The sequence below is a fragment of the Shewanella sp. SR1 genome, assembly GCF_020447145.1.
Lineage (GTDB): Bacteria > Pseudomonadota > Gammaproteobacteria > Enterobacterales > Shewanellaceae > Shewanella > Shewanella baltica.
The window spans coordinates 191,366-203,234 of record NZ_JAJAEF010000004.1 but is presented as its reverse complement, the minus strand read 5'-3'; the positions used below and the strand labels follow the sequence as shown (position 1 = coordinate 203,234).

At 44.6% G+C, this 11,869-nt stretch carries 9 protein-coding genes; 7 read left to right on the top strand and 2 right to left on the bottom strand.

What is annotated here, in order from left to right; translation table 11 throughout:
- The first annotated feature begins 180 nt into the window (after window positions 1-180).
- The 4 genes from phoB (at window position 181) to KV201_RS05540 (ending at window position 6,122) form a co-directional block, all read left to right on the top strand.
- Window positions 181-870: a phosphate regulon transcriptional regulator PhoB gene (phoB, locus tag KV201_RS05555; RefSeq protein WP_006080904.1), complete on the top strand. Its 690-nt coding sequence runs from the start codon at window positions 181-183 to the stop codon at window positions 868-870.
- Window positions 871-950: 80 nt separating this feature from the next.
- Window positions 951-2,249, top strand: coding sequence for a phosphate regulon sensor histidine kinase PhoR (gene phoR, locus KV201_RS05550; RefSeq protein WP_006080905.1), 1,299 nt, complete (start codon window positions 951-953; stop codon window positions 2,247-2,249).
- 228 nt (window positions 2,250-2,477) lie between these two features.
- Complete coding sequence (locus KV201_RS05545; RefSeq protein ID WP_006080906.1) at window positions 2,478-3,449, top strand: PstS family phosphate ABC transporter substrate-binding protein; 972 nt, start codon at window positions 2,478-2,480, stop codon at window positions 3,447-3,449.
- A gap of 801 nt (window positions 3,450-4,250) precedes the next feature.
- Window positions 4,251-6,122: a M1 family metallopeptidase gene (locus KV201_RS05540; protein ID WP_226058758.1), complete on the top strand. Its 1,872-nt coding sequence runs from the start codon at window positions 4,251-4,253 to the stop codon at window positions 6,120-6,122.
- A 1,061-nt stretch (window positions 6,123-7,183) separates the two neighbouring features.
- Here KV201_RS05540 and KV201_RS05535 read toward each other — a convergent pair.
- Window positions 7,184-7,669 carry a glutathione peroxidase gene (locus KV201_RS05535; RefSeq protein ID WP_006085170.1) on the bottom strand — a complete coding sequence of 162 codons (486 nt, stop codon included), beginning with the start codon at window positions 7,667-7,669 and terminating at the stop codon, window positions 7,184-7,186.
- 151 nt (window positions 7,670-7,820) lie between these two features.
- On the opposite strand from KV201_RS05535, the gene KV201_RS05530 reads away from it, so the two are divergent.
- From KV201_RS05530 to KV201_RS05520, 3 genes are all read left to right on the top strand, one after another.
- Window positions 7,821-9,191: a magnesium transporter gene (locus tag KV201_RS05530; RefSeq protein ID WP_011846297.1), complete on the top strand. Its 1,371-nt coding sequence runs from the start codon at window positions 7,821-7,823 to the stop codon at window positions 9,189-9,191.
- Window positions 9,192-9,331: 140 nt separating this feature from the next.
- Complete coding sequence (locus KV201_RS05525) at window positions 9,332-9,850, top strand: GNAT family N-acetyltransferase (RefSeq protein ID WP_006085172.1); 519 nt, start codon at window positions 9,332-9,334, stop codon at window positions 9,848-9,850.
- A 431-nt stretch (window positions 9,851-10,281) separates the two neighbouring features.
- Window positions 10,282-10,821: a YfaZ family protein gene (locus tag KV201_RS05520; RefSeq protein WP_071939116.1), complete on the top strand. Its 540-nt coding sequence runs from the start codon at window positions 10,282-10,284 to the stop codon at window positions 10,819-10,821.
- A gap of 60 nt (window positions 10,822-10,881) precedes the next feature.
- Here KV201_RS05520 and KV201_RS05515 read toward each other — a convergent pair whose 3' ends face one another.
- Window positions 10,882-11,733, bottom strand: coding sequence for a DMT family transporter (locus KV201_RS05515; RefSeq protein ID WP_011846299.1), 852 nt, complete (start codon window positions 11,731-11,733; stop codon window positions 10,882-10,884).
- Window positions 11,734-11,869 lie beyond the last annotated feature (136 nt).

Genomic DNA, 11,869 nt, shown 5'->3' with positions numbered 1-11,869 from the left:
TATTAAGATTCAATTAAGGAGGCATATTGCCTCCTTTTTTATTGCTATAAACAAACAGTTATATAAACTTATTATGACAAATATTACTACTATATGGCTCAAACGGCGTGCTAATTCATAAATCTGTAATAAAAATGACTAATAATAGCCGTGTTGACATTCACTGACAGAAAATCACTTATGACTGCAAGGATATTGATAGTAGAAGACGAGTTAGCCATCCGCGAGATGCTGACTTTTGTAATGGAACAGCATGGGTTTACGACCTCTGCGGCGGAAGATTTTGATTCGGCCATTGCGCTGCTAAAGGAGCCTTACCCCGATCTGATTTTATTGGATTGGATGTTTCCTGGCGGAAGTGGTATTCAATTGGCGAAACGATTGAAGCAAGATGAGTTCACGCGCCAAATTCCGATCATCATGTTAACTGCCCGCGGTGAAGAGGAAGATAAAGTCAAAGGTCTCGAAGTCGGCGCCGATGATTACATCACTAAACCTTTCTCCCCTAAAGAACTTGTCGCACGTATTAAGGCCGTATTGCGTCGCAGCGCACCGACTCGTTTAGAAGAAACCATTGATGTGCAGGGCTTAATGCTCGATCCTGTGAGCCACAGGGTGAGCGTAGGCGATACTGTATTAGATATGGGCCCAACCGAATTTCGTTTATTACACTTTTTCATGACCCACCCAGAACGTGTCTACAGCCGCGAACAGCTGCTCGACAATGTGTGGGGAACCAATGTGTATGTTGAAGACAGAACCGTTGACGTGCATATCAGACGCCTTCGTAAAGCCGTTGAAGAGTCTGGTCACGACCGCTTGATCCAAACGGTTCGTGGCGCAGGTTATCGTTTCTCTACACGCATTTAGTGCCGAATAAGTGTTAGGCACAAGTTAGCTTTTAGGCTATCTTGTGCTCCTCTTATTTAGCCTGATGTTTGGGTTTATCTATGTCTGACTCTTATTCAGGGTACCGGTTGTTTACGCGTTTAGCCTTATATCTACTGCTTTGCGCGCTAATAGGTTTATTGGTAGGGAAACTTCTCTGGATACTCTTTTTCGGCATGCTAGGCCTGGTTTGCTGGCATTACCGACAATTATCACGGCTTAACTTTTGGTTATGGCGCGATAGAAAACTCACGCCGCCGCAGGGCAGTGGGAGTTGGGAAGGGGTGTTTAACGGCATTTATCGCCTCCAAGGTAAGAATCGTCGACGTGTCGGTCAATTGGCCGCATTGCTGGCGCGATTCCGCCAAGGTGCAGAAGCGTTACCCGATGCCGCTGTGGTGCTCGATTCAGAGCATAATATTTTATGGTGCAACAAGTTAGCGCAGCTTATTCTCGGCTTTGTTTGGCCGCAGGATAATGGACAGCGTATTGATAACTTGATCCGCCATCCTGATTTTTCCGCTTATATTAAATCTGCACAATACAAAGAGCCGCTGGAGTTACCTTCGCCGGTATCGGATAGGCGTTTGCTTGAGATCCGTATCATGGCCTACGGTGACAGGCAGCTACTGTTAATTGCGCGGGATATCACCCGTATACGTCAGCTCGAGGGCATGCGTAAAGAGTTTGTCGCGAATGTGTCACATGAGCTGAAAACGCCGCTCACTGTGTTGCAGGGTTATCTCGAAATGATGCAAAGCATGGCCGAGCCCGATTCGATGAACGTCAAACCGCTGGCCTTAATGCAGCAGCAGACGCGGCGAATGCAATCTATGGTCGAACAGCTATTAATGTTATCGCGGATTGAAGATGCGGCCGATATCAACCTCGAACATACAGTGAACATGACGCAGCTGATGGAAGTGCTCAAGGAGGAAGCTAAAGCGCTGGCACAAGACAGATACGAGCTGAGCTTTTATTGCGAACCTGGGCTTGATTCCCACGGTAATGAATTACAGCTAAGAAGTGCTTGTTCTAACTTGATTTCTAACGCGATTCGTTACACTGAACCCGGTGGTAAAATCACAGTGCAGTGGCGCAGTATGGCAACGGGAGCCATTTTTAGCGTAACGGATACGGGCGAAGGCATTGCACCTCAGCACATAGGTCGATTAACTGAACGTTTTTATCGGGTAGACAGTGCGCGCTCAAGGCAAACCGGTGGCAGTGGTCTAGGTCTTGCGATAGTAAAACATGCGCTTAACCATCATCACAGTGAGCTTAAAATCAGTAGTGAAGTGGGTAAAGGCAGTACGTTTAGCTTTGTTATTCCTTTACATCTTATCGAGCGTAAGAAATAAATTGCTTAAGTGAAATATTCGCAATTAATAATAAAAACAGGCCATTACGGCCTGTTTTTATTTCTAGGTTCAGAAAGTTATTTATTAGTGACAGAAAAAAGCGATAAATAACGCATTGTCATCTAAGTGTCACATCACAGACATAGAATTGTCATTGTAGCGATTGATACTGGCTGCGTCTGAAGAAACTTAAGTTACAAATTAGTTAGCTTACTACTGGAGCACATAATGAAACTGAAAAAGCTTGTCGGCGCGATTACCCTAACAGCCGCTGGTGTATTCTCTGCAACTGCGATGGCATCGATTGATCAATCTCTGCCAACTTATGAAAAAGCAAGTGGCGTGTCAGGCAACTTATCATCTGTAGGTTCAGATACATTAGCCAACATGATGACACTTTGGGCCGAAGAATTTAAACAAATGTACCCTAACGTCAACATCCAGATCCAAGCGGCGGGTTCTTCTACTGCGCCACCAGCGTTGACAGAAGGCACTTCACAGTTCGGCCCTATGAGCCGCAAGATGAAGCCTAACGAAATTGAAGCATTCGAAAAACATTATGGTTATAAGCCAACTGCGGTTCGCGTAGCTATCGATGCTTTAGCAGTCTTCGTACACAAAGATAACCCAATCAAAGGTTTAAGCGTTGAACAAGTTGATGGTATTTTCTCTTCTACTCACAAATGTGGTAGCAGCGACATCCAACGTTGGGGCGAGCTGGGCTTAGACGGTAACTGGTCTGCTAAAGACGTTCAACTTTACGGTCGTAACTCTGTATCTGGTACTTACGGTTACTTTAAAGAGCACGCACTGTGTAAAGGCGACTTCAAAGCGAACGTGAACGAGCAACCAGGTTCTGCATCTGTAGTGCAATCTGTTTCTCAATCTCTAAACGCGATTGGTTACTCAGGTATCGGTTACAAAACTGCTGGTGTTAAAGCAGTTGCGATTGCTAAGAAAGGCGAAGAGTTTATCGAAGCAACTGCAGAAAACGCAGCTAACGGTACTTACCCACTATCACGTTACCTATATGTTTACGTGAACAAGCAACCAAACAAAGACTTAGCACCAATGGAAAAAGAATTCCTACGTTATGTGCTGTCTAAGCAAGGTCAGCAAGTGGTTGAGAAAGACGGTTATGTGACTCTGCCTAAGAGCGTAGTTGCTAAAGATTTAGAACAAGTGGGTATCCGCTTGTAAGCCAAACGGCTTGTTAATCAAGGACCTCCTCGGAGGTCCTTTTTTGTTTCTGGGGTTTTATCTGGGCGATGATGTTTGGTCATTCTGTCTGGTAGATGCAAAATAAAAGGCATAAAAAAAGCAACCTAAATAGGTTGCTGTAAATTCCAATTCGGAATCTTGGGACGGTCGCGCTAGAAACCATCTAAAGGAGAATGATGATGAACGAAGAAACTCATTACAAAGATTCGGTTCATAATATCTGACTCAGCATCCTTAAATTAGTTCAGAGAAAGTGCGAAATATTTTAAATAATTTTGCACTTTGTTTTATAAGAAGCGCGAGCCTCGATTTTTTCTCAGTTTCTTCAGTTTGCTCGTCGCTATTGGCGCTATTGGCGCTATTGGCGCTATTGGCGCTATTGGCCGTCGCAACGGGCAAATCTTGCATCACGAAAGAAAACCGATTGCAGTTCTGTGATCGCCGCCAAAGATGAACTGTTACAAAAAACTTGCCTATAACGTGCCGATAAGCTGACTTAAAGCTCAGTTACGATTTGCCTCTGAGCAAATGTGCAGTCGATAATAACGCCTAACAATCCGTGATGAGTTATGACAGTGGCAAGTTATGACAGTGGCAAGTTATGACTGTGTAGTTATAACAGTGACAAGTCATGAAGCGCTGCACCACAGCTGCGTGGCATACAACTCACGATTAAGTATTCAAACTTACCCTATACATTAAGAGCCAGAGCTTAGAGGGCTAGCGCCCAGAGCCCAGAGCCCTGAACCCAGAGCCCAGAACTTGAATATCGAGGCGACAGTGTTACAACCAACTAAGAGTACGCTAGCGGATGCAACGACTTGGGATTTAACCCAAGATTACCATTCTTTTGCTAATACCGAACAAGTGCAAGTGAGACATGTCTCTTTGGATTTAGTGGTGGATTTTGACGCGCAGCGTCTTTTCGGTAAAGCGACGTTGTCCTTGGATTACCTTGAGCCCGATGTAACAGAGCTTTGGCTCGATAGCCGCGATTTAACCATACTCGCGGTTACTTCTGTGAATGCTGCAGATAGCGTCAATGCCACTGATACAGTGAGTTTTTTAATAGAAGCGAATGAGGAGCCGCTCGATTTTGTGCTGAGTGAAGCCAATTCCATTCTCGGGCAAAAACTATGCATCAGTTTACCAACGTCACCTTGCAAACAGGTTTGCATTCACTATCAAACCTCTCCAGCCGCCCAAGGATTACAGTGGCTAGCACCTGAGCAAACTGCAGGTAAACAGTTACCTTATCTCTTCAGTCAATCGCAACCGATCAATGCCCGCAGTTGGATCCCACTGCAGGACACGCCTAAGGCGAGAGTGACCTTTGATGCTAAAGTGCAAGTGCCCAAAGGCATGCGCGCAGTGATGAGTGCGATGAATCATCCCGACACACCGCTTAATGGTGTGTTTCACTTCGAGATGGAACGACCTATCCCGACCCATTTAATGGCGCTGGCCGTCGGTGATATTGCCTTTCAAGCGATAGGCCCAAGATGCGGGGTTTATACTGAGCCAAGTATGTTGGCGGCCGCCGCAAAAGAGTTTGAAGACACCGAACATATGCTCGAGGTTGCCGAGTCATTGTTAGGTCCTTATGTGTGGGGGCGTTATGACATGATTATCTTGCCGCCGAGTTTCCCCTTTGGCGGGATGGAAAATCCACGTTTAGCCTTTTTAACGCCCACACTCATCGCCGGCGATAAAAGCTTGGTTTCCACCGTTGCCCATGAGTTAGCGCATTCGTGGACGGGCAATTTAGTCAGTAATGCAACCTGGCGAGACCTCTGGTTAAACGAGGGTTTCACGACTTATTTTACTAACCGTATCGTGGAAGCGGTTTACGGCAAAGAGCAGGCAGAGTTGGAGTGGGTGATAGAGTTTGGTCGCTTAACAGAAGAAATGGCGTCTTTGCCTAAGGATAAACAAACCTTGCCCGCCAATGTGCAGCTGGGCGATCCCAACCTTGCCTTTAATCGTTTTACCTATGATAAAGCCTCGATGTTTGTCCATGATCTCGAGCGCAGGCTAGGGCGAGTGGCGTTCGATAAATTTTTACGCAACTATGTGGATCATTTTGCCTTTAAGGCGATTACCACCGAAGTGTTTGTCGAATACGCGCAGCAAACCTTACTGCTATTACACTCAGATAAGATTACCGAAGCCGAGCTGCTAACGTGGATTTATGGCGAAGGTTTGCCCGAGGGATATTGCGGACCAACATCCATGAGTTTAGATAAAGTCGATGATGCGTTGGCGAGTTTTTTACAGGGAACGGCCGCGAGTCGATTAAGCGTGAAAGATTGGCGAGTACATCATTGGCAGTATTTTCTGACCCAATTACCGGAAGTCGTCAGCCAAGTGCAACTGATGGATCTGGATGAAACGTTCCGATTCACTCAATCGACTAATGCGGAAATTGCCTGTGATTGGTTTAGAGTGGCGATTCGCAATCATTACGACCCTGTGTTGCCGGCTTTAAGTGCTTATTTAGTGCGTATTGGCCGCGGTAAATTTGTGCGGCCACTTTATGCTGAGCTGCAAATCGCGGGGTATTATACTGAATTAAAAGATATCTATACAAAGGCTCGCGCAGGTTATCATCCTTCGATTCAAGTTCAATTAGACAAGTCGCTAATATTATAGACATTTAGGCGATTATAGCGATTTAGGTGCGTATAGTAATTTAGGCAAAAAAAATGGCAACCTAAGGTTGCCACAAGGAAATCAGTGCGGGATACAAATAGAACTCAGTGCGCTAGTGTATTTTCTATTGTGTCCCAAAAGGGAGATGATGATGAACGACCAACTAATTAGACTCAATGCGATAAAACAGAAACTGTGTCATTTGAGTGAATGAAACTGCGACTTCACATATTTCATTCTCAAGGTGCATTTAATCTTATCCGTTAATCCTTATCTATACTCAGAGTCGCCATTTTTAATTAAGTTCACCGATATCAGAAAAAAATCTCAAAAAGTTTAAAAAGATTTTCTGAGGTATTTTTCTGGTAAATATTGAGTGCTCACACTTAAGTGCTACATTTGTTTTACATTATAATCATAGCGATAAAAATTCAACGCGTGTCAGCTTATTAATCTATGAGCTAGCGTTAGCGCTTGTTGAAATTTGAGCAAAAAAAATGGCAACCTAAGGTTGCCACAAGGAAATCAGTGCGGGATACAAGTAGAATTCAGTGCGCTAGCGTGTTTTCTATTGTGTCCCAAAAGGGAGATGATGATGAACGACCAACTAATTAGACTCAATGCGATAAAACAGAAACTGTGTCATTTGAGTAGATGAAACTGCTACTTCACATATTTCATTCTCAAGGTGCATTTAATCTTATCCGTTAATCCTTACCTATACTCAGAGTCGCCATTTTTAATTAAGTTCATCGATATCGCAAAAAAATCCTAAAAAGTTTAAAAAAAAATTTCTGAGAGATAGAAAGCAGTTGAAATGTGTTATTACATTTATTTTACATATAAATCATTGGGATAAAAAAAGGCAACCCAATGGTTGCCTAGTGACCTATTCCTAGGTCAAGGGGGCCGCGCTAGAAGCCCCAGGGAGATGATGAACATGAAAAAGACATTCACTGTTCAATACATTTGAGGGGCTTGTACGGTTAAAGTTCCATAAAAAAGTTAAAATAAATCTAAATTTTTATAAAACGCAAAATTTCAAATAGATAGCGAGTAAATTATTTTAGCAAAGCGGCAATTTTACTTTCTAATGCTTCGGGTTTCGTGGTCGATGCAAATCGTTCAATAGCTTCGCCTCGGCGATTAACTAAAAATTTGGTGAAATTCCATTTGATACCTTGAGTACCTAATACACCGGGAGCGGCTTTCTTAAGGTATTGATAAAGTGGATGGGTATGTTCGCCATTCACTTCTATTTTAGAAAATAGCGGAAACGTCACGCCAAAATTCAATTCACAAAAGGCTTGAATACCTTGCTCATCGGCTTTTTCTTGGGCGCCAAATTGATTGCAAGGAAAGCCTAAAATCACTAATCCTTGATCTTTATATTCTTGATATAACGCTTCTAATCCCTTGTATTGCGGTGTAAATCCACATTCACTGGCGGTGTTGACGATCAAGAGTACTTTGCCTCGATACTGCTCTAAACTTACTGTGTTGCCTTGAATGTCTGTCGCTGATTGGCTGTATATATTCGTAGTCATGTTCACCTCCATAGGATCTTAGTCAAACAGCATAAACCCAAAAATAATTTACAGCAATATAGTTGTGTGCAATTCATTTTGTGGGTTTGCTAATTTACTTAATTATCAATATAGTTACAGCAATTTTGTAGCTAAAGAAAAGGGCATCTGTGTGACAGAAAATGACGCAGAATACGAAACAAACATGCAAGCGGACGTGGGGCAGGTTGTTCAACAACTCACTGAAGTTGAAGGCGAAGAACAAGCTGAAGTGTTTAGCGAAATTTTGAATGACTCAGAACCTGGAACCATAGCCTTAGCGCTTGAATCCTTGCCCTTGGATGAGCGTTACGAGCGTTGGCAGCAAGTTGAATTTGCTGACCGAGTGACAGTGTTGAGCTTGATGCGTGCTGATCCGCGCATGGGGATCCTCAAACGGATGCCCGACAATGAAGTGGACTTGCTATTTGCCCAGTTAAGCCCAGAAGATTTAATTGAGTGGAGTGATTATCTCCCTGAAAGTTTTACCGATCGCGCCTTGGCTCAGATGGGCGAGCGTCAGCGACAACGATTCGAACTCTACGATCAGTACTCTGAGAATGAAATCGGCCGTTATACCGATCATCAAATGTTGGTGCTCAGTGATAAGGCGAGCGTTGCGCAGGCACAGCGCTTTTTCCGCCGTATCGAACTCGATTGCAACGACAATTTGTTTATCGTTGATGATCAGGATAAGTATCAAGGCACAGTGCGTCGGTATGACATTTTTAAACATAATCCCGATGAGTTATTGATTTCACTTTTGTCCGAGGATAGCCGTGCGTTATCCGCTGACACAAGTTTATTGGAAGCGGCCGAAGCGATAGAGCACAGCCGCGAAATCGAATTGCCTGTGATCGATGAGTCAGGAGAGTTAATTGGTCGCGTGACGCTGCGAACTGCGACCGCTTTAGTGCGTGAGCATTATGAAGCGCAGTTGATGGCAACTGCGGGTATGGATGAGTCCGACGACTTGTTCGCGCCGATTATGAAAGGTGCCCAGCGCCGCGCTGTGTGGCTCGGGATCAATTTACTGACGGCTTTCCTCGCTTCGGCGACGATTGGCTTATTTGAAAATGTGTTATCCCAAGTGGTCGCGTTAGCGGTATTGATGCCGATTGTGGCTTCTATGGGCGGCATTGCGGGGAGTCAGTCGTTGACGCTGATGATCCGCGGTATGGCCATGGGACAGATTTCAGCGGGTAACTTGTTTTCGTTAATGAAGAACGAACTCGGTATTGGCATAGTTAACGGTTTTTTGTGGGCGATAGTCATAGGTTTAGTCGCGGGCTGGTGGTTCGGGGAAGCGACCATAGGCATAGTGATTGGCTGTGCAATTTTGATCAACATGGCCGTGGCGGCAATTGCTGGCGTGGTCGTGCCTATGGTGCTGCAGAAGTTTAATCAAGATGCGGCGCTGTCGGGTTCAGTGATCTTGACCACAGTGACAGATGTGGTGGGCTTCTTTACTTTCTTAGGTATGGCGACCCTCTTGTATCTGTAGTGCATTGGTATATAAACAGTTATATCAATAGTGCTCTATTAGATTTGTAGTATGAGAGTGAAAGCGAAGTGGGATATGAGTGCATAGCTAAGTGGCGTGCATTTCCCGTATGTTGGCAACATTAACGGTTTAATCTGGATATGAGTGACATTCAGTTTGTAATAAGTGAACAGTTAGAGGAATTAGCGCTGGCGGCACAATTGATTGATGGGCGTGATGATAACGCCCATCCGCTGGACCATCAGGTATTTTTTGATTCTCGTGCGGTGATCTTAGCGAAAACCCTTGAGGGCGAGATAGTCGGTTGCGCTGCGATAAAAGCCGGTAAAGGCACTGTCGATAAAGGCACTGTCGGTGAACTGGGTTATCTGGTGGTGTCGTCCCATTATCGACGTCAAGGCATTGCCCAAGGTTTAACGCAAAAACGTATCGAAGTGGCGAAGGCTTTAGGGATCTCGATTTTATACGCCACTATTCGCGCCGAGAATACGTCGAGCCAAGCCAATTTGTTGAAGGCGGGCTTTCAATTTTGGCGTGATTATTTGAGTATCCGCGGCACGGGCAACACTGTGGGTTGGTATTATTTAGCCTTAAGTGCCAATGTCGACGCTGAAGCGATAATGCTGTCTTTAGTGGGTGATCGCATTCAAGCAGTGTAATACCAACCGTATTAAATATCTGTTCATTCAGCGGGAGTTCAACGCGCTTTAGACAAGGCGAAGGCTTAAAGGCATAGTGGTGCTCTGTCGAAAGCCTTGAACGCAGTATAAAGCGCTTTGAAACCCGCCCCTCGGGAGTCTCACAGGCATCCCACTCCGGTGTTGCATTGACTTAAAAGGGAATAACCATTTCTGCGTCAATGCGCCTTGGATTGAGATGCCTGTGAGGCTCTGAACTGATTAGATATTTAATGTGATTGGTATAATTGTGCTGTAAGTGAAAAGACTTAGATCTTCAGCTGTTTCGAGTTTGTTTTACATTTGTATATCCCTCGCAAATTATCCCCATTTATACGCAAATAGGCTGATTTTCTTTATTTATTCGGTATGATCCGCGGCTATTACCCACAGTCATTTATTGAGGTGTTTTTATGGCTAAGTTCAGAGTAGCAAGTGTTTTATTATTGAGTGCGGCAGCGCTGCAAGTGAATGCGTCAGAATTTAATCTTGGGTTGAACAACGATGTGGTTTCTACTGAGTTAGAACTGCAATTGAACAAAGATACTAACGCAGTGTTAGGTTATATCTATGCCGACGAGGGCGGCCATATTGCCCAAGGTGCAATGCACATGACCCATGATGTGGGCGTGCATCACTTTGAAGTTGGCGCTAAGTTAAGTCAGCTTTGGTCTGACTATTCTCCAAATGGTAGCGCCATTTCTGTTGGTGGCCGTTATGCGCTATCTATGGGACCTAATATTTCATTACACGCCGCCGCTTACTATGCACCTTCAGTCTTGTCGTTTGGTAATGTTGATGGTCAATATGAGCTCGATTCAAAAGTGCAATACCGCGTAACGCCAAACATGGCGTTTTATGTTGGTTATCGCAAGATTGCCTATGAGTACGATAATGCGCGCGATTTCACTTTCGAAGATGGCGTGTATATTGGCGGCAAATTCCGCTTCTAAAACAAATCGTTTTGATCTCGCTGCGTTAACTTAGCAGTCGATGTAAAGAGCCGGCCGAGGTCAACTTCGCCGGCTTTTCCATTTTGCTTTTAGCTCGCTGTAGCTGGGCAATATGGATGAAAAAATGACTAATCCGATACCGATTAACATCACTAGGCTGAGTTCTTCATCCAGTATCCACCAGCCGAACAAGGCCGCAAAAATCAATCCGGTATATTCTACAGGCGCCATTTGGCTCGCATCGGCACGTCGATAGGCGTGAATGATGAGATAGGTCATGCCAATATAAAATAGTCCCAACGTTAATCCCACCTGTGCCACTGGCAAACTAAAGTCCGCGCCTTCGTATAAGGTCGCCGGTATCAGAAATATCATCGCAAAGGCATTAGACCAAAAGAGCATAGAGAAAGGATGTTCATGGGTCGAATAGGCCTTTAAAATCAAACTATTCAACGCCGACGTCATAGCGCCGAAAAAGGCTAAACCTATATACAGGTTAAATTCGGTTGGTTGGCTGATAAGTAGAATGCCAGTAAAGCCAATGATCCCCGCAACTGAGCGTCGATAGCCTATGCGTTCATGCAAAAATAACGCAGAAAGCACGAGGAGTAACAAAGGTGAGGTATAAATCACGGCGGTTACCGTTGCGAGGGGAAGATGCAAAATGGCAAGCATAAAAATGGCATTGCCGAGTCCAATCAATAGGGCGCGGGCAAGATGCACTTTGTAATAAGGGCTCAGTTTGAGATTACCCTGCAAGCGCCACACAAAAGGCAGCACTAGCAAGGTGGCAAAGAGTTGTCTGTAGAGCACCAGTTGGAACACGGGGGCATCATTTTCAAGCAACTTGACCAAGAGGTTGCCACTGGCAATCAGGAGTTGTGCGGCTAAAATCATCAATAGAGGCTGCATAGGATCCCAGCAAAAAATAAGTCAGTATTAAGTTGTATTTTGGATTTCAGACCACGGTTTGGACTTTGAGACTAAAATAGCTCCATACGGCATGGGATATTCGACTAATTTAGCCTAACTGATTGTAAAAAACTAA

Bases quoted from the DNA above. Each gene is read 5' to 3' on its own strand.
- KV201_RS05535 (WP_006085170.1), bottom strand. From the start codon at position 7,669: ATGACTACGAATATATACAGCCAATCAGCGACAGACATTCAAGGCAAC.
- KV201_RS05520 (WP_071939116.1), top strand. From the start codon at position 10,282: ATGGCTAAGTTCAGAGTAGCAAGTGTTTTATTATTGAGTGCGGCAGCG.
- KV201_RS05515 (WP_011846299.1), bottom strand. From the start codon at position 11,733: ATGCAGCCTCTATTGATGATTTTAGCCGCACAACTCCTGATTGCCAGT.
- phoR (WP_006080905.1), top strand. From the start codon at position 951: ATGTCTGACTCTTATTCAGGGTACCGGTTGTTTACGCGTTTAGCCTTA.
- KV201_RS05545 (WP_006080906.1), top strand. From the start codon at position 2,478: ATGAAACTGAAAAAGCTTGTCGGCGCGATTACCCTAACAGCCGCTGGT.
- KV201_RS05525 (WP_006085172.1), top strand. From the start codon at position 9,332: ATGAGTGACATTCAGTTTGTAATAAGTGAACAGTTAGAGGAATTAGCG.
- phoB (WP_006080904.1), top strand. From the start codon at position 181: ATGACTGCAAGGATATTGATAGTAGAAGACGAGTTAGCCATCCGCGAG.